This window comes from Nocardia sp. 852002-51101_SCH5132738 (genome assembly GCF_001665695.1).
Lineage (GTDB): Bacteria > Actinomycetota > Actinomycetes > Mycobacteriales > Mycobacteriaceae > Nocardia > Nocardia nova.
Map to the genome: position 1 here is coordinate 61221 of NZ_LZML01000041.1, position 19761 is coordinate 80981.

General features: G+C 69.1%; 19 protein-coding genes and 1 pseudogene. 16 read left to right on the forward strand and 4 right to left on the reverse strand.

Annotated features, from left to right (window positions below; genetic code table 11):
- Positions 1 to 16: 16 nt before the first annotated feature.
- On the forward strand, positions 17 to 385 hold the full coding sequence (locus tag A5789_RS06355; protein ID WP_064901904.1) for an arsenate reductase family protein: 369 nt from the start codon (positions 17 to 19) through the stop codon (positions 383 to 385).
- A 118-nt stretch (positions 386 to 503) separates the two neighbouring features.
- Positions 504 to 884 (forward strand): nuclear transport factor 2 family protein, encoded by a 381-nt coding sequence (locus A5789_RS06360; protein WP_064901905.1) that lies wholly within the window; start codon positions 504 to 506, stop codon positions 882 to 884.
- A gap of 10 nt (positions 885 to 894) precedes the next feature.
- On the opposite strand, the gene A5789_RS37660 is transcribed toward A5789_RS06360, so the two are convergent.
- On the reverse strand, positions 895 to 1785 hold the full coding sequence (locus tag A5789_RS37660) for a DUF4873 domain-containing protein (RefSeq protein WP_227462921.1): 891 nt from the start codon (positions 1783 to 1785) through the stop codon (positions 895 to 897).
- Positions 1782 to 2680 (reverse strand): annotated as a pseudogene (locus tag A5789_RS06370) (diiron oxygenase). Before A5789_RS06370 ends, A5789_RS37660 begins: the two are co-directional and overlap by 4 nt.
- 99 nt (positions 2681 to 2779) lie before the next feature.
- Between A5789_RS06370 and A5789_RS06375 the strand changes: the two are divergent.
- The 13 genes from A5789_RS06375 (at position 2780) to A5789_RS35320 (ending at position 17023) form a co-directional block, all read left to right on the forward strand.
- Positions 2780 to 3535 (forward strand): TetR/AcrR family transcriptional regulator, encoded by a 756-nt coding sequence (locus tag A5789_RS06375; RefSeq protein ID WP_082940497.1) that lies wholly within the window; start codon positions 2780 to 2782, stop codon positions 3533 to 3535.
- Positions 3536 to 3617: 82 nt separating this feature from the next.
- Positions 3618 to 5117, forward strand: a complete 1500-nt coding sequence (gene dop / locus A5789_RS06380; RefSeq protein WP_030518124.1) for a depupylase/deamidase Dop — start codon at positions 3618 to 3620, stop codon at positions 5115 to 5117.
- A gap of 182 nt (positions 5118 to 5299) precedes the next feature.
- Positions 5300 to 5494, forward strand: a complete 195-nt coding sequence (locus tag A5789_RS06385) for a ubiquitin-like protein Pup (protein WP_030518123.1) — start codon at positions 5300 to 5302, stop codon at positions 5492 to 5494.
- 26 nt (positions 5495 to 5520) lie between these two features.
- A complete protein-coding gene (gene prcB, locus A5789_RS06390) occupies positions 5521 to 6339 on the forward strand; it encodes a proteasome subunit beta (protein ID WP_063015449.1) in 819 nt (272 codons plus the stop codon).
- Positions 6336 to 7118, forward strand: a complete 783-nt coding sequence (gene prcA / locus A5789_RS06395; protein ID WP_063015450.1) for a proteasome subunit alpha — start codon at positions 6336 to 6338, stop codon at positions 7116 to 7118. The genes prcB and prcA overlap by 4 nt, the downstream gene beginning before the upstream one ends.
- 313 nt (positions 7119 to 7431) lie before the next feature.
- Entirely contained in the window at positions 7432 to 8790 is a 1359-nt protein-coding gene (gene pafA, locus A5789_RS06400; protein WP_030518120.1) for a Pup--protein ligase, read from the forward strand.
- 119 nt (positions 8791 to 8909) lie between these two features.
- Positions 8910 to 9905: a YafY family protein gene (locus A5789_RS06405; protein WP_030518119.1), complete on the forward strand. Its 996-nt coding sequence runs from the start codon at positions 8910 to 8912 to the stop codon at positions 9903 to 9905.
- 40 nt (positions 9906 to 9945) lie between these two features.
- Positions 9946 to 10950: a YafY family protein gene (locus tag A5789_RS06410; RefSeq protein ID WP_030518118.1), complete on the forward strand. Its 1005-nt coding sequence runs from the start codon at positions 9946 to 9948 to the stop codon at positions 10948 to 10950.
- Entirely contained in the window at positions 10947 to 12023 is a 1077-nt protein-coding gene (locus tag A5789_RS06415; protein ID WP_082940498.1) for a 2-dehydropantoate 2-reductase, read from the forward strand. Before A5789_RS06410 ends, A5789_RS06415 begins: the two co-directional genes overlap by 4 nt.
- Before the next feature lie 67 nt (positions 12024 to 12090).
- On the forward strand, positions 12091 to 12381 hold the full coding sequence (gene tatA, locus A5789_RS06420) for a Sec-independent protein translocase subunit TatA (RefSeq protein ID WP_062997181.1): 291 nt from the start codon (positions 12091 to 12093) through the stop codon (positions 12379 to 12381).
- Positions 12382 to 12492: 111 nt separating this feature from the next.
- Positions 12493 to 13482 (forward strand): twin-arginine translocase subunit TatC, encoded by a 990-nt coding sequence (gene tatC / locus A5789_RS06425; protein ID WP_064901907.1) that lies wholly within the window; start codon positions 12493 to 12495, stop codon positions 13480 to 13482.
- Positions 13479 to 16175, forward strand: a complete 2697-nt coding sequence (locus tag A5789_RS06430; RefSeq protein ID WP_064901935.1) for an RNA helicase — start codon at positions 13479 to 13481, stop codon at positions 16173 to 16175. Before tatC ends, A5789_RS06430 begins: the two co-directional genes overlap by 4 nt.
- A gap of 104 nt (positions 16176 to 16279) precedes the next feature.
- On the forward strand, positions 16280 to 17023 hold the full coding sequence (locus tag A5789_RS35320) for a DUF4333 domain-containing protein (RefSeq protein WP_063015453.1): 744 nt from the start codon (positions 16280 to 16282) through the stop codon (positions 17021 to 17023).
- Positions 17024 to 17086: 63 nt separating this feature from the next.
- Here A5789_RS35320 and A5789_RS06440 read toward each other — a convergent pair whose 3' ends face one another.
- Positions 17087 to 18052 (reverse strand): 5'-3' exonuclease, encoded by a 966-nt coding sequence (locus A5789_RS06440; RefSeq protein ID WP_064901936.1) that lies wholly within the window; start codon positions 18050 to 18052, stop codon positions 17087 to 17089.
- A gap of 103 nt (positions 18053 to 18155) precedes the next feature.
- On the opposite strand from A5789_RS06440, the gene A5789_RS06445 reads away from it, so the two are divergent.
- Complete coding sequence (locus tag A5789_RS06445) at positions 18156 to 19283, forward strand: Xaa-Pro peptidase family protein (protein WP_063015454.1); 1128 nt, start codon at positions 18156 to 18158, stop codon at positions 19281 to 19283.
- 57 nt (positions 19284 to 19340) lie between these two features.
- On the opposite strand, the gene A5789_RS06450 is transcribed toward A5789_RS06445, so the two are convergent.
- Positions 19341 to 19751 (reverse strand): TIGR03618 family F420-dependent PPOX class oxidoreductase, encoded by a 411-nt coding sequence (locus A5789_RS06450; RefSeq protein WP_063015455.1) that lies wholly within the window; start codon positions 19749 to 19751, stop codon positions 19341 to 19343.
- Positions 19752 to 19761 lie beyond the last annotated feature (10 nt).

Here is a 19761-nt window from a genome sequence, read left to right on the forward strand (position 1 = left end):
CGCTAGGGTTTCGGCTATGACTTCCGGGCACACGCAGATCTGGCACAACCCTCGCTGTTCCAAGAGCCGCGCGGCCAAAGCCGCGCTGGACGAGGCCGGGGTGGACTACATCGAGCGGCAGTATCTCGACGATCCGCCGACCGTGGCGGACCTGCGCGAGGTTTTGGCCCAGCTCGGCCTGGAGCCCTGGGACATCACCCGCACCGGTGAACCGGCGGCCAAAGAGCTCGGTATGGCGGGCTGGTCGCGGACGGAGGCCGATCGCGAGCAGTGGATCGAGACGCTGGCGAGCAATCCGAAGCTGATCCAGCGGCCGATCGTGGTCACCCCCGACGGCCGGGCCGTCGTCGCGCGCGACGAGCAATCGCTGAAATCGGTGCTGTAATCCGTCCCGCGCCGCGCGGCCGGAGGTCCAGACCGGCTGCGCGGCAACCACTTCGGTGTGGCGTGGCATTACCCGACGGGTAATCGACCGGGCGCGCGCACTGCGACATGCTCGTCATATGAGCGAAAACGAAACCACCACCACCAGCACCTACGACACCGTCGCCCAGCGCTACATCGACACCTGGAACGAAGCCGACGCCCCGGCCCGGCGCAAACTGCTCGAGGAGCTGTACCGGCCGGATGCCACCTACACCGATCCGCTCGCGGCCGTCGAAGGAGTCGCGGCGATCGACGAGATGATCGCCGGCGTCCGGGACCAGTTCGCCGGCATGCGATTCGGTCTCGGACCGGTCGACGGACACCACGACCAGCTGCGATTCACGTGGACGCTGGGCACTCCCGGCGCCGAACCGCTGATCGTGGGCTTCGATGTGGTCGTTCTCGACGGTGATCGCATCGCCCGCGTGCACGGATTCCTGGACAAGATCCCGGGCTGACCGCCCGTTCTCAGTGAATGCCGTTGTCCGCCAGGGGAAACGGGGGCCGTCCGATTCCGGCGATCCGCAGATTTCCCCACGGGTCGCGCTCCTGCAGCCGACCCGGGGCGGGCTCGCCGCCCGGGATCCGCAGCGATACCGCACCGCGCCCCGGATCGGGCAGGCGGTCCGCCTCCGCGGCGCTGAGACGGCCGTACCAGTGGTAGTGGCCGTCGATCGGGTCCGGATGCCCGTTCAGCGCGACCGTCACCGCGAGTTCGGCGCCCGGCGCGTCGAGTACCGCCGGACCGGCGTACTCGTAGGCGGGCGCCCGCTCGGCGGCGACGGTCGTATCGAAGTGATCGGAATCCGGTCGCGGCAGCCGCCGGCCGGGGCGGGGATCTGCCGCCCAGCGGCGAGCCGACTCGTGCTGCACAGCACGTCGCAGCTGGATCCGGCTACAACCGGCCCGCCGCATCGCCGCGATGCAGCGCGCGGCGTATTCGGCGCGGGCCTGCACCGGATAGTGCGGCCAGTTCGCGCCGGCAGGGGAGTGCGTCCAGAACAGATTGGGCATCTCGTGCATCGTCGTGGCGAGATGGGCCACCCGGCCATCGGCCAGCAGCGTATGCAGGTCGGTGCCGACTCCGGCGATGCGGCGCGGGTCGAGGTCGGCATCGGCGAGGATCACTACCGCCGCCGTGGTCGTGCCGTCGTCGGAACGCAGCCGCCAGAGGTCGCGTGCGCCGTCGAATTCCATGGTGTGCACCGCGGGCGGCGGCCGATCGGCCGTGCGCGAGGTCGAGCCGAGGACGGTGAGATCGCGGATTCCGTTGCGCCGCAGCGTCGCCGCGACGATCGGAGCCGCCGGACGGGCAGCGACGACGGCCACGCCACCCGGGCTGTGCCGGACCGGCCTCATCCGAGCAACCCCCGCCTCCGCCAGAGCCGCTTGCCGATCGGGCCGAGCAGACCGTTCTCGTCCAGAAAGGCGCCGAGGTCGGCGGCTCCGGCCGCGAGCATGCGATGCGCGTGCGGATTGGCCAGCGCGGCCCGCGTGGCCGCCCGCCCGTCCAGGCCGGCCCGAATGTACATGTGCCGGTTGGTGATCAGCCGGACGAACAGCGGTGCGGCCACGGCGACACACAGGCGCACATAGGCGCGTTCCGCCCGCGACATCGCCGGCACGCGACGGGCGAGTGCGTCGCGGGCGAAGCCGATATGACGCGCCTCCTCGGTGACGTGGACGCGGAACGTGCGCGCCACCACCGGCTGCAACTGCGGATCGTCGATGGTGCGGCGTTGCAGCGCGTCGAAGATCTCCTCACCGACCAGCGCTCCCACCCACACCATCGGACCGTGCAGCACCAGCTGCAGCGACGAGATCGCCAGCCGGGCAGGAGCTTTGGGCCAATAGGGCCGGGCATCGATGCGGTCGATCAACTTGCCGAACATGGTCATGTGCCGGCATTCGTCGCCCATCTCGGTCAGCGTGTAGGCGAGCGGTGCGAGGTGGGGTCGCCGTTCATCAACTCACGCAACAGCAGCCTGTTCAGGATGTTCTCGAACCAGATCCCCACCGAGAGGATGTTCGCGAGCTCCTGCCGCGACAGTTCGCGCCGCTGCTCGAGGGGCATCGCGTCCCACAGCGCGGTGCCGTAGAGCGAGACCACCTCCGGCGGCAGGAAGAACTTGTCCGGATCCAGTGGCGCGTCCCAGTCCAGATCGACCACCGGGTCGTAGGACTTGCGGACCGAACCGAGCAGCAGGCGCTGCGCGAAGGTATCCCGCGGGAGCAGGGTGGCGTCGTTGCCCATGACTGCGCTCCAAACGAATCGAATTACCGAGACAGGCTGTAACACCAAGGTTAGTGAGACGGCATGTATCGGTCAATACCGCATGAGTATCGTTGACATGTGAGTGAAACCGGTGGACAGCGGCCCCCGCGGCGTGCGGAACGGTCCGCCGCGACCGGTGTGGACGGTCGCAGTACCCGCTGGAACGGGCACAAACAGCGACGGCGTGCCGAGGTGATCGAGGCCGCGGTCGCGGTGATCGAGGAGAATGGCGCCGAGGTGTCGGTCCAGCAGATCGCCGACCGGCTGGGCCTGCCGCGTCCGGTCGTGTACCGCCACTTCGACGGGCGGACCGATCTGGACGAGCAGATTCGCGGCCGGATCCTGGAATCGCTACTCGAACAACTGCTTCCGACGCTGCGGGCGGACGGCACGGTCAAGGACGCGGTGCGCGGGGCGGTCGGCACCTACGTCGGATGGGTGGCATCGCATCCGCAACTGCACCGCTTCCTCGCGGCGAGTGCCCCGCAAGGAGATTCGTCGCTCGCGCTGGCGGGGGCCCGCGACCGCATCGGCGCCCGGCTCGCGGATCTGTTCGCCACCGCCGCCGCGCGCGTCGGGATCGATCCCCTGCGGGCCCGGCCGATGGCCTTCGGCATCGTCGGCTTCGTCGACGGCGTGGTCAACAGCTGGCGCGCAGACACCGCTCCGGCGCTGGGATCGGAGCAGATCGAGGCGATCGTGACCGAATCGGTGCTCGGTCTGCTGGAGAGCAATGCACGCAGTCTGGGGGTTCCGCTGGATCGCGACGCCACCGTCGCCGACCTGGTCGCCCGGACCGATGCCGCGGCCTCGGACCCGCTGGCGGTCAACTGATTTCGGGGCGCGCAGCGCTGCGGTGACGGGCCACCGCACCCGGGCGGCCCCGGGGATCCCGCGCGTCGCCTAGGCTCGACCCATGCAGCGCATCATCGGAATCGAGGTCGAGTACGGCATCTCGACACCGACGGAACCCTCGGCGAACCCGATTCTCACGTCCACCCAGGCGGTGCTGGCCTACGCGGCGGCCGAGGGCGTACCCCGGGCCAAGCGCACGCGCTGGGACTACGAGGTGGAATCGCCGCTGCGCGATGCCCGCGGCTTCGATCTGGGCCGGCTCAACGGGCCGGCGCCGGTGATCGACGCCGACGAGGTCGGCGCGGCGAACATGATCCTCACCAACGGCGCCCGCCTCTACGTCGACCACGCCCACCCCGAATATTCGGCCCCGGAGGTCGTGGACCCGCTGGACGCGGTGATCTGGGACAAAGCCGGTGAGCGGGTCATGGAGGCCGCCGCCCGCTATGCCTCCAGCGTGCCGGGTGCGCCGCGCATGCAGCTGTACAAGAACAACGTCGACGGTAAGGGCGCCTCCTACGGCACCCACGAGAACTATCTGATGAACCGCGATACGCCGTTCAATCAGATCATCGTCGGCCTGACGCCCTTCTTCGTCTCCCGGCAGGTCGTCACCGGCTCGGGGCGGGTCGGCATCGGGCAGTCCGGCGACCATGCCGGATTCCAGCTGTCGCAGCGCTCGGACTACATCGAGGTCGAGGTGGGCCTGGAGACCACCCTCAAGCGCGGCATCATCAACACCCGCGACGAACCGCACGCCGACGCCGACAAGTACCGCCGCCTGCACGTGATCATCGGCGACGCCAACCTGGCCGAATGGTCGACCTACCTCAAGGTCGGCACCACCGCGCTGGTGCTGGATCTGATCGAGGCCGGCGAGGATCTGTCGGATCTGCAACTGGCCCGTCCGGTCACCGCCGTGCACACCATCAGCCACGACCCGAGCCTGCGCGCCACGGTCGCGCTGGTGGACGGCCGCGAACTGACCGGCCTTGCGCTGCAACGGATCTACCTCGACCGGGTGGAGAAGTTCCACGACCGCGAGGGCACCGACGACGCGCGCGTCACCGATGTTTTGGAGAAGTGGGCGCACGTGCTCGACCTGCTCGAACGCGACCCCATGGACTGCGCGCACCTGCTCGACTGGCCGGCCAAGCTGCGCCTGCTCGAGGGTATGCGCAGCCGCGAGGGCCTGGGCTGGGCGGCGCCGAAGCTGCATCTGATGGATCTGCAGTACTCCGATGTGCGCCTGGACAAGGGCCTCTACAACCGCCTGGTGGCGCGCGGTTCGATGGAGCGGCTGGTCTCCGAACAGCAGGTCACCGACGCGATGACCAACCCGCCGACCGACACCCGCGCCTACTTCCGGGGCGAATGCCTGCGCCGCTTCGGCGCCGATATCGCCGCGGCGAGCTGGGATTCGGTGATCTTCGACCTGGGCGGCGACTCGCTGGTCCGCATTCCCACCCTGGAGCCGCGCCGCGGGACGAAATCCCACGTCGGCAAGTTGCTCGAGGGCGCCGGTACGGCCGCCGAACTGGTCAAGCAGCTCACTTCCTGACCGGGCGGCCGGGCCGCCGGCGGTGCGTTCGTGCCGGGGTGGCACGGCGTGCTGTGACGTTGCGGCGGGGGCACATTGCGATGTAATCCGGCATGTTGTCACCGTCGCTGGGTAGTGTTGAGGGACGAGCATCGGAGGTTTCCGATGCTCGCCGATGATCAGTACAGAGGAGGTCGGCTGCTATGGCACAAGAGCAGACCAAGCGCGCCGGTGGTGGCGACGAGGACGACGACGCGGCCGGTGTCGAGGCCGCGGGACAGGAGCGCCGCGAAAAGCTGGCCGAGGAGACCGACGACCTGCTCGACGAGATCGACGACGTGCTCGAGGAGAACGCGGAGGACTTCGTGCGTGCCTACGTCCAGAAAGGCGGCCAGTGACATCAGGTGACCCCTTGCGGCTCCACATGGGGTACGCCCTCTCGTCATTCTCCGAATATCTGCGGGAAAACGCGCCGGAACTGTTGCCGGGCAACGGTTTCGGGCGCGCGTCCGGGGGCAACGGCTCGGCCGGGGACCTGGCGCCGCACGGCACCACCATCGTCGCGGTGACCTACCGCGGCGGTGTGCTGATCGCCGGCGACCGCCGGGCCACTCAGGGCAACCTGCTGGCCAGCCGCGATATGGAGAAGGTGTACATCACCGACACCTTCTCCGCGGCCGGTATCGCCGGTACCGCGGGCGTGGCGGTCGAGATGATCCGCCTGTTCGCGGTGGAGCTGGAGTACTACGAGAAGATCGAGGGCGTGCCGCTGACCTTCGACGGTAAGGCCAACAAGCTGTCGAAGATGGTCCGCGACAATCTGCCCGCGGCACTGCAGGGCCTGGCGGTGGTGCCGATTCTGGTCGGTTACGACCTCGAGGCCACCGATCCGGCGCGGGCCGGCCGTATCGTGTCCTACGACGTGGTCGGCGGCCGCAGCGAAGAGCGCTTCGGCTACACCGCCACCGGCTCGGGCTCGATGTTCGCCAAGTCGTCGTTGAAGAAGACCTACAGCCGCGATATGGACGAGGACCGCGCCCTGCGCATCGCCGTCGAATCGCTGCTGGACGCCTCCGACGACGACACCGCCACCGGCGGCCCGGACCTGCAGCGCGGCATCTTCCCGACGGCGATCGTCATCAATGCCGAAGGGGCGCTGGAGGTTTCGGACGAGCGGCTCGAGCAGATCGCGCGCTCGATCGTCGACGAGCGGGTGGCCGAAGAAGGGAGTGCGCGTCCATGACACTGCCGTACTACGCGTCGGCCGAACAGATCATGCGCGACAAGACCGAACTTGCGCGCAAAGGCATCGCCCGGGGACGCAGTGTCGTGGTGCTGGTGTACGACAAGGGTGTGCTGTTCGTCGCCGAGAACCCCTCGGCGACGCTGCACAAGGTGAGTGAACTGTACGACCGCATCGGATTCGCCGCGGTCGGCAAGTACAACGAGTTCGAAAGTCTGCGTCGTGGTGGGATCCTGCAGGCCGACCTGCGTGGATACCAGTACGACCGGCGAGATGTGACCGGGCGGGCGCTGGCGAACATGTACGCGTCCACCCTCGGCACGATCTTCACCGACCAGCTCAAGCCCTATGAGGTCGAGATCTGCATCGGTGAGGTCGGCTATCCGGAGCAGGAGTCGAATTCGGTCCTGTACCGGATCAACTTCGACGGCTCCATCGTCGACGAGCGCGACTTCGTGGTGATGGGCGGCAATACCGACCCGATCAGCACCGCGCTCAAGGACACCTTCCAGCCGGGCCTGGAATTGCGGGCCGCGATCCGCACCGCCGTGGACGCCCTGCAGAAGGGGTCGCCGGACAACAGCGACAAGGACAAGCGCGGTATCGCGGTGTCCTCGCTGGAGGTGGCGACGCTGGAGCAGGCCCGCCCGCGCCGGGCCTTCCGCCGCATTCCGCACGCCATGCTGGAGACGCTGCTGTCCGTCGACGGCGCGGCGAGTGCGGACGAGGAGAACGCCGAACCGGAGACACCCTCCGCCGGCGACCCCTCCAACCCGTAAGCGCTGGTAGCGGCTTCGAACGCGACGCCCGGCCCGGTCCTCCACGCGGAGGGCCGGGCCGGGCGTCGTCGTGCTCCGGTAGCGGGACACCGACGCGAACATATGCTCCGACCTGCGGATTTGTGGCGGCCGCGAGGTCGGTCGCCCACTGTGGACGCACAGCAGGGGCCCCGGACGACGAGGTCCAGAGGCCACCAACGCCGTGCGGCCGGCGCCGGCGCCGTCGGACCCCGCCCATATTGTTGTGAACCCGTATGCAACCGCTTGCTCGCACAGCCACTTTCGCCGTTCGCTTTGCCGTAATGTCGATGGTGTGCAGCGACGAATTATGGGGATCGAGACCGAGTTCGGGGTGACGTGCACGTTCCACGGTCACCGTCGGTTGAGTCCTGACGAGGTGGCCCGGTATCTGTTCCGCCGGGTGGTGTCCTGGGGCCGTAGTTCGAACGTATTTCTCCGCAACGGAGCGCGGCTCTATCTCGATGTCGGTTCCCATCCGGAGTATGCGACGGCCGAATGTGACTCGCTGGTTCAGCTGGTCACCCACGATCGCGCGGGTGAGCGGGTGCTCGAGGAGTTGCTGATCGATGCCGAGCAGCGCTTGGCGGAGGAGGGGATCGGCGGTGACATCTATCTGTTCAAGAACAACACCGATTCGGCGGGCAACTCCTACGGCTGCCACGAGAACTTCCTCGTGGTGCGGGCCGGCGAGTTCTCCCGGATCTCGGATGTGCTGTTGCCGTTCCTGGTGACCAGGCAGCTGATCTGCGGTGCCGGAAAGATCCTGCAGACGCCGAAGGCGGCCACGTTCTGCCTGTCGCAGCGGGCCGAGCACATCTGGGAGGGGGTGTCGTCGGCGACCACGCGGTCGCGGCCGATCATCAACACTCGTGACGAGCCGCATGCCGACGCGGAGAAGTACCGCCGTCTGCATGTGATCGTCGGCGACTCGAATATGGCCGAACCCACCACCATGCTGAAGGTGGGCACCGCGGCGCTGGTGCTGGAGATGATCGAGGCCGGGGTGTCGTTCCGCGATTTCGCGCTCGACAATCCGATCCGCGCGATCCGCGAGGTCAGCCACGATCTGACCGGCCGGCGGCCGGTGCGACTGGCGGGTGGCCGCCAGGCCAGCGCGCTCGACATCCAGCGTGAGTACTACGCCCGCGCGGTCGAGCATCTGCGCAATCGCGAGCGCGATCCGCAGGTGGACGCGGTGGTGGACCTGTGGGGCCGCACGCTCGACGCGGTCGAGGCGCAGGATTTCGCGAAGGTCGACACCGAGATCGACTGGGTGATCAAGCGCAAGCTGTTCCAGCGCTACCAGGACCGGTACTCGATGGAGCTGTCGGATCCGAAGATCGCCCAGCTGGATCTGGCCTATCACGACATCAAGCGCGGTCGCGGGGTGTTCGATCTGCTGCAGCGCAAGGGTCTGGTCAAGCGGGTCACCGAGGACGAGGCGGTGGACGCGGCGGTGACGACTCCGCCGCAGACGACGCGGGCCAAACTGCGCGGTGATTTCATCACCGCCGCGCAGGAGGCGGGCCGCGATTTCACCGTCGACTGGGTGCATCTGAAGCTGAACGATCAGGCGCAGCGCACGGTCTTGTGCAAGGACCCGTTCCGGTCCGTGGACGAGCGTGTGGATCGGTTGATCGCCTCGATGTGAGGTTGTCGGCCCCGCGGTGGTCCGCGGGGCCGGTCGATTCGGATTCCGGCGGCGATATCCCGGCGCGGATCGGTGCGGTGGTGCACCGTCGTTCCGGGAGTCCGATTACTCTGTGTCGGGTGGCGATTTCCAAGGTCGAGCGGCTGATGAATCTGGTGATCGCGCTGCTGTCGACCCGGCAGTTCCTGACCGCGGAACGCATTCGCGACAGCGTCGCCGGCTACGAGGAGTCGGCCAGCGACGAAGCGTTCAGCCGGATGTTCGAGCGCGACAAGAACGAACTGCGGGATCTGGGGATCCCGCTGGAGGTCGGCCCGGTGGGCCGATTCTCCGGGCAGGAGGGGTATCGCATCAATCGCGATGCCTACGAACTGCCCGATATCGACCTGACCAGCGCGGAAGCGGCGGCGGTCGCGGTGGCGGTGCAGTTGTGGGAGTCCCCGGAGCTGGCCAGTGCCGCGGAGAGCGCGGTGCTCAAGTTGCGGGCCGCCGGTGTGCACGTCGACGCGGACGCGGCCTCGGCGTCGGTGCCCGCGGTACCGGCGCGCACGCGCGGGTCGGAAGCCGCGCTGGGCAAACTGCTGGCGGCCATCGATGCGGGGCGGGCGGTGCGATTCGAGCATCGGGTCACCCACAACGCGCCCTACACCACGCGCGATGTGGAGCCCTGGGGTGTGGTGACCCGGCACGGGCGCTGGTATCTGGTCGGTCACGACCGCGACCGGGATGCGGTGCGGACCTTCCGGCTGTCGCGGATCGGAGCCGACGTGGAGGTGTACGGGCCCGAGAACGCCGTGCACAAACCGGCGGATGTGGATCTGCGCCGGATCGTGGCGCAGGTGACGGGTGCGGCGCCAGTGAGCGGATCGGCGACCGTGTGGGTGGCGCAGGGCCGCGGCCAGGAGATCCGCCGGCTGGGCGTGGTGATCGCCGAGGAGACGGTCGCCGGTCGCCCGGGTTCGGTGGTGGAGGTGCCGGTGCGGTCGCGGGACTGGCTGGCGCGGCTGATCACCGGTCTCGGCCCGGATGCGCTGGTACTGGCCCCGGAGGATCTGCGGGCCGATGTGATCGCGCGGCTGCGGTCGGTACTGGAACGGACGGAGGTGTCGGCATGAGACGCGCGAGCGTCGCGACGGCCCGGGCGGGGGTGCGGCGATGAGCAGCCGATTGTCGACGCGGCTGTCCCGGCTGCTGAATATGGTTCCGTACTTCCTCGCGAATCCGGGGATCAGTGCGCCCGAGGCGGCCGCCGAACTCGGTGTCAGCACCAAACAGCTGATGAGCGACCTCAATCAGCTCTGGATGTGCGGACTGCCCGGCTACGGTCCCGGTGATCTGATCGATCTGTCGTTCTCCGAGGAGAGCATCGAGGTCACCTTCTCCGCCGGTATCGAGCGGCCGCTGCGGCTGACCTCGATCGAGGCGACGGCGCTGCTGGTGGCTCTGCGGTCGATCGCGGATCTGCCGGGCATGGTCGATCCCACGGCCGCCCGGTCGGCCACCGCCAAGATCGAATCCGCCATTTCCGGCGAGGCGGGGCATCGCAGCGAACCCGACACCGCCGAACCGGCCGAGGCGCCGGCGGTGACCACCGTGCGGTCCGCGCTGGCCGACGGGCGTGCGCTGCGGCTGGTGTACTACTCGGCGAGCCGGGATGTGGTGTCCGAACGCGTCGTCGATCCGATCCGAATCGTGCTGGTGGACAACAACTCCTACCTGCAGGCGTGGTGCCGGCAGGCCGAGGGGGTGCGGCTGTTTCGGTTCGACCGGATCGAGGAGGCCACCGAACTCGAGGAGGCGGCGAACCCGCCCAGCCACGCCACCGAGGAGTCCGCGGGTCTCGACCTGTTCTCCGACGATCCGGCAGTCGCGTTGGCGCGCTTGCGGATTCGTGCCGACTACGGGTGGGTGCTGGACCAGTATCCGATGCATCCGGTGGTGGTGCACCCCGACGGCAGCGTCGAGGCCACCATGCGGTTCGCCACGCTGGGCTGGATCGCGCGACTGCTGCTCGGCTTCGGTTCGGGTGTCACCGTGCTGGGACCGCCCGAGCTGGTGAGCGCGGTGCGGGAACGTTCGGCCGCGGCGCTGGCCGCCTACGACCACGTCGGCGATCTCGGATACGACCGGAACATGGTCGAGGAGGTCGGGCCCGCGTGACGTTCCGGGTGACGGTGCTCGGCGCCGGAAGCATCGGTCTGTTCGTCGGTGGCAAGCTCGCCGCCGCCGGTGCCGAGGTGAGTTTCGTCGGCCGCCCGCGGCTGCTGGACGAGATCGGCGCCCACGGATTGCGGCTGACCGATCTGGACGGCGGCGACGACCGCGTCGCGGCGAGCGGTTTCCGCACCGAGACCGAACCGGACAGCGCGGCCACCGCCGATCTGGTGCTGGTCACCGTGAAATCGGCGCAGACCGCCCAGGCGGCGGCACAGCTGCGCGATCGGGTGCGCGCGGACACCGTGGTGATCAGCCTGCAGAACGGCATCGGCAACGATGCGGCGATCCGGGAGGTGCTGCCCGCGGCGGTGGTCTCGGCGGGCATGGTGATGTTCAATGTCGTCCACAGCGGCCCCGGCCATTTCCATCGCGGGACCGACGGCACCGTGGCGGTGTCCGACGATCCGGCGCTGTCGCGATTCGCGCCGCTGTTCGAGCGGGCCGGGCTGCCCCTGGACCGCCATTCCGATCTGCGCCCGGTGCAATGGGCCAAACTGTTGCTCAACCTCAACAACGCGATCAACGCGCTGTCGGGCCGGCCGCTGCGCGAGGAACTGGCCACCCGCGACTACCGGCGCTGCCTGGCACTGGCCCAGAACGAGGCACTCGCGGTGATGCGGCGGGCCCGGATCCGTCCCGCGCGGTTGACCGTCCTGCCGCCGCGCGTGATGGCCCGCATGCTGACCGTTCCCGATGCCGTCTTCGAGCGGGTGGCCGGACGGGTGCTCGCGGTGGACCCGATGGCGCGCTCGTCGATGGCCGACGATCTGGCCCTGGGCCGGCGCACCGAAATAGATTGGCTCTGTGGGGAGATCGTCGAGCTGGGCCGGATGGTGGCCGTGCCTACCCCGGTGAACGCGCGGCTGGTCGCCTTGATCCGGGCCGCCGAGAGCGGCGACGAACGACGCTGGAGCGGCCCGGACCTGCTCGCGGAGCTGCGCGGGGCCGCGACCGCAGCGGCACCGGGACCGGTGTCGCGCCGAACCCGCGCCGGCATCCGGCCGTTCCACGGGTGACGACGCGCGTAGTCGTCGGATCGGGGTCCGGTAGCATCGGACATACCACAGTCTTGGGAGGTTTTCGATGGGTTCATTGAGCCCGACGCACTGGCTCATCATTGCGTTGGTGATCCTGCTGCTGTTCGGCGCCAAGCGGCTGCCCGACGCCGCCCGGGGTCTCGGACGTTCCTTGCGCATCTTCAAGAGCGAGATGAGCGAGATGCATTCCGAGGGCTCGGCGAACGCGGGTTCTGCGAACACGGGGTCGGCGAACGCGTCCGGCACCGCGCAGCAGTCGGCGCCCGCGGCCGAACTGCCGCCTGCCCAGCCGGTGAATCCGGCCCCGCAGGCCGACAAGGATCGTCACACGGCCTGATCCGGTCCGTCTCGAGGCCGTCACCCCGGCAACGCCCGCGGGGTGGCGGTGCGATGGCGGTTGGGCGTTTCATCCGGATCCGGCCAGGTGATCAGCGAGGCAGTCACATCCATGCGCATTCCGTTCGACCCCCGCCGTAGCCGGCGCAGGACGAATCCCGACGGCACCATGTCGTTGGTCGAACATCTGCAAGAGTTGCGTTCGCGACTGTTGAAGTCGTTGCTGGCGGTGGCGCTGACCACGATCCTCGGATTCCTCTGGTACTCGCACTCCTTCCTGGGCATCGAGAGCCTGGGTGATCTGCTGCGCGGCCCGTACTGTTCGCTGCCGCCGGAACATCGTGCGCAGCTGACCACCGACGGCACCTGCCGGCTGCTGGCCACCGCACCGTTCGAACAGTTCATGCTGCGGTTCAAGGTCGCCTTCACCGCGGGTGTGGTGATGGCCTGCCCGATCTGGCTGTACCAGCTGTGGGCGTTCGTCACGCCCGGCCTCTACGCCAAGGAGCGCAAGTACGCGATCAGCTTCGTCGCCTCCGGCGTGGTGCTGTTCGTCACCGGCGCGGTGCTCGCGTACTGGGTGGTGGCGCACGCGCTGAGCTTCCTGATGGGAATCGGCAGCAATGTGCAGATCACCGCGCTGAGCGGTAGTCAGTACTTCGGATTCATCATCAAGCTGCTGATCATCTTCGGCGTCAGCTTCGAGACGCCGCTGCTGATCATCGGGCTGAACATGGTGGGCGTGCTGACCTACGAGCGGCTCAAGAAGTGGCGCCGCGGCATGATCTTCGGGCTGTTCGTCTTCGCCGCGATCGTCACCCCGCAGGATCCCTTCTCGATGCTGGCGCTGGCCGCCGCTCTCACCGTGTTGTTCGAGGTGGCCGTGCAGATCGCCCGGCTCAACGACCGACGCCGCGCGCGCCGGGGCGACAACTGGGGCGCGCTGTCCGACGACGAGGCCTCCCCGCTGGCCGGACCCGACGATCTGGACGGTGTGAGCCCGGTGGAGCCCGCCCGCCCGGTGACGGCGACCGGACCGGTCTCGGCCGAGCCCGCGCCGAAAACTCCGCGCCCGGTGTCGGACTACTCCGATACCCTCTGAGCGTGGGACAACCGTCGCTGACTGGCGAACTCGCGGCATTCGCCGCCGACCTGAAATTCTCCCTGGACCCGTTCCAACAGCAGGCCTGCGCGGCCCTGGAGAACGGGCACAGTGTGCTGGTGTGCGCGCCGACCGGCGCCGGTAAGACCGTCGTCGGGGAATTCGCCGTGCACCTGGCCCGCGCGGCCGGTGGCAAGTGCTTCTACACCACCCCGATCAAGGCGCTGTCGAATCAGAAGTACGCCGATCTGGTGGATCGCTACGGCCGCGACGCGGTCGGACTGCTGACCGGTGATCAGTCGATCAATCCGGACGCCCGGGTCGTGGTCATGACCACCGAAGTGCTGCGCAACATGCTCTACGCGGGTTCGGACGCGCTGCACGCGCTGTCGTTCGTCGTCATGGACGAGGTGCACTATCTGGCCGACCGATTCCGCGGCGCGGTGTGGGAAGAGGTCATCCTGCATCTGCCGCCGGAGGTGCGGCTGGTGAGCCTGTCGGCGACGGTCAGCAACGCCGAGGAGTTCGGCGCGTGGATGGAGACCGTGCGGGGCGATACCGCGGTCATCGTCGACGAGACGCGGCCGGTGCCGCTGTGGCAGCACGTCATGGTCGGGCGGCGGCTGTTCGATCTGTTCGATACGAAGTCCAGCGATCAGAAAATCCTCGTCGACGAGGATCTGGTTCGCTACATCAAACATCGCGAGACCGCCGACCGGATGAACGGCTGGTCCGGTCCGCGCCACCGCGGTGGTCCGCGCCGCGACTTCCGGCCGCTGCCGCGCCCGGAGATGCTCGCCCGCCTCGACGAGGAAGGGCTGCTGCCGGCGATCACGTTCATCTTCAGCCGGGCCGGCTGCGACGGCGCCCTCGCCCAGTGCCTGCGCTCGCGCCTGGATCTGAGCCGTCCCGAGGAGGCGGCGGAGATCGAGGCGGTGATCGAACGCCATACCGGTGATCTGCCGCGCGCCGACCTCGATGTGCTCGGCTACTGGGAATGGCGGGAGGCGCTCTTCCGCGGCCTGGCCGCCCATCACGCCGGCATGCTGCCCGCCTTCCGGCACACCGTGGAGGAATTGTTCGTCCGCGGGTTGGTGCGGGCCGTATTCGCCACGGAGACACTGGCTCTCGGCATCAATATGCCGGCGCGCACGGTGGTGCTGGAACGGCTGGTGAAGTTCAACGGCGAAACCCATGCCGAGCTGACTCCCGGCGAGTACACGCAGCTGACCGGCCGAGCCGGGCGGCGCGGCATCGACATCGAAGGCCACGCGGTGGTGATGTGGCACCCCGATGTCGACACCAGCGCCGTCGCGGGCCTGGCCTCGACCCGCACCTATCCGCTGCGCAGCTCCTTCCGGCCCGGTTACAACATGTCGATCAACCTGATCGACCGGATGGGCGCCGCGCAGTCGCGAGAGCTGCTGGAGCGCTCGTTCGCGCAGTTCCAGGCCGATCGCTCGGTGGTGGGCCTGGTCCGCGGTATCGAGCGCAACGAGGCGCAGGTGCGCAAGCTGCGTTCGCAGATCGGTGACGACGGATTCCTCGAGTATCTGTCGCTGCGGGAGCGGATCAAACAGCGCGAACGCGAACTGGAACGGCAGGGCCGCGCCGACCGGCGCGGGGCGGCGGTCGAGTCGCTGACCTCGCTGCGCCGCGGTGACGTGGTGGCCATCCCGACCGGGCGCCGCCAGGGTCTCGCGGTGATCCTGGAACCGGACGCGAGTCCGGGCGATCCGCGGCCGCTGGTGCTGACTGCCGACACCTGGGCCGGTCGCGTCTCGGCCGCCGACTTCCCGACCCCCGCTCAGCCGCTGGGCCGGATGCGGCTGCCCCGCCACGTCGACCACCGCACCGCGCGGGCGCGCCGCGATCTGGCCTCGGCGTTGCGCAGCACCGGAATCGCCGTACCCGGGCGGGGCCGGCGCGGTGGTCGCGCCCGCGCGGCCGACGATCGAGAACTGGCGACGCTGCGGCGGGCGCTGCGCGCTCATCCCGCCCACTCCCGGCCCGACCGGGAGCAGCTGGCCCGGCTGGGGGAGCGCTACAACCGGCTCGAGCGCGAGACCGAGTCGATGCGCCAGAAGGTCGCTGCGACAACGAATTCGCTCGCGCGCACCTTCGATCGGATCGTCGCGCTGCTGAGTGAGCGCGGCTATGTCGACGGCGGGGAGGTCACCGCCGACGGTCGGCGGCTCGCCCGAATCTACACCGAGGCGGATCTCGTTGTGGCCGAATGCCTTCGGCAGGGGCTGTGGCGCGGGCTCGGCGCCGCCGAACTCGCGGGCGTGGTGTCGGTGCTGGTCTTCGAGTCGCGGCAGGAGGGCGGCTACCTCGGCCCGTCCGGGCCGACCGAGCCGGTGCGGCGCGCGGTCGGCGCCACCATCGGCGTGTGGAGCCAGTTGCGCACCGACGAGGCCAAGCACAAACTGCCGCCGACCCGGGAACCGGATCTGGGCTTCGTCACCGGCATCTACAAATGGGCCCGCGGCGACGGATTGGCCGAATCGTTGCTGGCCAGTGGTGATCAGGGCAGTGCGTTGTCGGCGGGCGACTTCGTGCGCTGGTGCCGGCAGGTGATCGATCTGCTCGACCAGATCCACCAGACCGCCGACGACACCGAAATCGCCGCCACCGCCGCCAAGTCGGTGCGTGCCATCCGGCGTGGCGTTGTGGCGGTGGACGCCGCGTAGCGTGCCGGGCTGTGATTGGATGACTACCGGTACCGACCGTGGTGAGGGCCTGATCACCTCACGCGGGGGGATGTGAGACGACGAGTGCGAGTGGAGGCAGGCACATGAGCGGCCCGTACGGACCGAACGAGACCCCTGGCCCAGGGGAGGGCCACAGCAGCGATCCGACCCAGCAGTGGTCGGGGCAGCCGCAGCCCGGCCAGTCCGGACCGCCGCCGCAGTGGGGTGGCCAGCAGCCGCAGCAGCCCCAGTGGGGCCAGCCCGCACCGTCGCAGCAGCAGTGGGCGCCGCAACCGCAACAGCAGCAGCCGCAGCAGCCGCAGTGGGGCGGCCAGAGCCAGCCGTCGTGGCCCCAGCAGCAACCGGCCCAGGCGCAGCCGTGGGAGCCGACCCAGCAGCAGTGGGGACAGCCGCCGCAGCCGTCGCAGCAGCAGTGGGCGCAGCAGCAGCCCACCCAGCAGGGGTGGGCGCCGCAGCCCGACCAGTCGCAGCAGCAGTGGGGGATGCAGGAACCGCAGCTGAGCACCACGCCCGCCAAGAAGTCGAAGAAGGGCCTGCTCTTCGGCGGTATCGGCGTACTGGTCGTGGTGGTCGTCGCGGTGGTCCTCGCCTTCGTCTTCCTGGGCAGCGACAAACTGGACAACAAGGCCGTGCAGGACGGCGTGCAGAAGGTCCTCAAGGATTCCTACGGCATCGACGACGTTCAGAACGTCAGCTGCCCCTCGGGGCAGAAGGTCGAGGTCGGCGGCACGTTCGACTGCACCCTGAAGGTCGGTGGCGAGCAGAAGAAGGTCACCGTCAAGATCACCAAGGACGACGGCACCTACGAGGTCGGCCGGCCCAACTGAGTGCCGTGCGCCCGGAGCCATCGCCGGGCGCCACGTTCTCGTGGCGGTGATGAATGCCGGGTATCAGGCGCTCGCCGCCAAGGCGGCGGTCAGTCGCTTGACGGGGCTCTCGGCGTTGTAGGCGGTGGCCAGCGCGTGCAGCCGGTCCAAATCGGCCGGCTCGGCGGGCAGCAGGTCGGGGCCGGACAGGTCGACCTCGGCGTCGCGGACGACCCGCACGACCGGTGCGGCCGCCTTCAAATACTCTTCGGCCGCAGCGAGTTTCGCGCGTACGCCGCGAGCCAGATCCGATGCCGGGTCGGCGACGGCGGCCACCAGCGCCTCGAGCGAGCCGTAGCGCGAAATCAGCGTGGCGGCGGATTTGTCGCCGATACCGGCGACACCGGGCAGGCCGTCGGAAGCATCGCCGCGCAGTGTCGCCATATCGGCATAGGCCGGGCCCGCATTCTCCTGCGGCACACCGTATTTCGCGGCCACCTCGGCAGGGCCGTACAGTTCTGCCTTGGCCAGCCCGCGGCCCACGTAGAAGACGTGGACGGGTGGCGCGTCGGCGCGCACCACCTGCAGCAGATCGCGGTCACCGCTGACCACGATCACCTCGTTGTCGCGCTCGCGGGTCGCGAGGGTGCCGATCACGTCGTCGGCCTCCAGGCCGGCCGCGCCGGCGGTCGCGATCCCGGCCGCCGCGAGCACCTCGGCGATCATGTCGACCTGCGGAGTGAGGGTGTCGGGCACCTCCTCGGCGCCCGGTTGGGCGTCGGCGCCGGTGTCGAGCCGGTGGGCCTTGTAGGAGGGCACGAGCTCGACGCGGAAGGCCGGGCGCCAATCGAGATCGAGGCACACCACCAGGCGGCCCGGATTGTGCCGGGTGATCAGCGCGGCGACCATATCGGTGAAACCGCGCAGTGCGTTCACCGGCCGGCCGTCGGGCGCGGTGATCTTCTCCGGGATGGCATAGAACGCCCGGAACCACAGGCTGGCGCCGTCGAGCAGCAGCAGTGGCCGGTCACTCGCACTGGAGGTGAGCATGGCGCAGACGCTACCGGGCGGCACCGACAATCGGGCCACGACCCGGTCGCGAACGTCGTGATCGCCCGGACCGTGTCCGGCGCGGCGGGTAACGTCGTATCGCATGAGCGCGCATACGGAGTCACGATTCGGTGCCGAGATCTACGGCAAGCGGCTGGAGCGGGCGGCGGAGCTGACCCGCGCGGCACATCTGGACGCGCTGCTGATCACGCCCGGACCGGATCTGCGATATCTGCTGGGATCGGCCGCGCAATCCTTCGAGCGGCTCACCTGCCTGGTCGTCCCGGCCAGCGGCGAAACCCCGTCGGTGGTCGTGCCGAAGCTGGAGCTCTCCGCGCTGGACGGCTCGGCGGCCGGTGAACTCGGATTGCACATGGTGCCGTGGGTGGACGGCGTGGACCCGTACGGGGTCGTGAAATCGACGCTGAACGCGGGCGCGCGAGTCGCGGTCGACGATGCCATGCCCGCCCTGCATCTGCTTCCGATCGCGGACGCGCTGACGGCACTGCCGGTGTCGGCGACCCCGATCATCCGCGAGTTGCGGATGATCAAGGATGCCGCCGAGATCGATGCCTTGCGCCGCGCGGGTGCGGCCATCGACCGGGTCCATGCCCGGATGGGTGAGTGGTTGCAGCCGGGCCGCACGGAGGCCGAGGTCGCCGCCGACATCACCGCCGCGATCGTCGAGGAGGGACACGACCGCGCCGATTTCGTCATCGTCGGCAGCGGACCCAACGGCGCCAACCCGCACCACAGCCATTCCGACCGGATCATCGAAGCCGGTGACGTGGTGGTCATCGATATCGGCGGCCCCGTCGAACCGGGGTATTTCTCCGATTCCACCCGCACGTACGTGCTGGGGGAGCCCGATCCGGAGATCGCCGAGCGCTACGCCGCACTCGAACGCGCACAGGCCGCCGCGGTGGCTGCCGTGCGACCGGGCGTCACCGCCGAATCGGTCGACGCCGCGGCCCGGAACCTGTTGTCCGAGGCGGGTTTCGGCGAGGCGTTCATTCACCGCACCGGCCACGGCATCGGGCTGTCGGTGCACGAGGAGCCCTACATCGTGGCGGGCAACGAGACCGTGCTGCGGGAGGGGATGGCGTTCAGCATCGAGCCGGGCATCTACTTCGGCGGCGAATGGGGCGCCCGGATCGAGGACATCGTGGTGGTCACCGAAGACGGCGGCGAATCGGTGAACCGGCGTCCGCACGGTCTCACGGTGCTGTGAGGTCGAACGAGTACAGGCACCGCTGAGCCCCGGCGCGGAGAACCCGGCGCGGAGAACTCAGCCGCGCAGGGTGCTGCTCGACAACACCCGCGCGACGCGCACCGCGATGACCACGCGCTGCGGGTTCTCCCGCGGGGTGCGGTAGCGCTCGGCGTAGCGAGCTTCGGCTTCGGCGACTTGATCGCGTTCGGTCCAGACCTCGGCCGGGCCCTCGAGGGTGAGCCAGCGCGGGCCGTCGACCTGGCTCAGCGCGGCGTATCCGCGCCGGTCCGCGTTGCGCGCCTTGATGCTGGGACCGCTGGTGATCACCCGCGCGATGCCGGCCTCGGGATCCCAGGTGAAGCCGACCGCGACCACGTGCGGTGTACCGTCCGCACGCAGCGTGGTGAGCGTGGCCAGATGCCGTTCGGTCACGAATTCCAGCGCGCTGGGAGACAGGTCGATGCGTGCGGCCGCGGTACTCGTCATGGCTGCGACG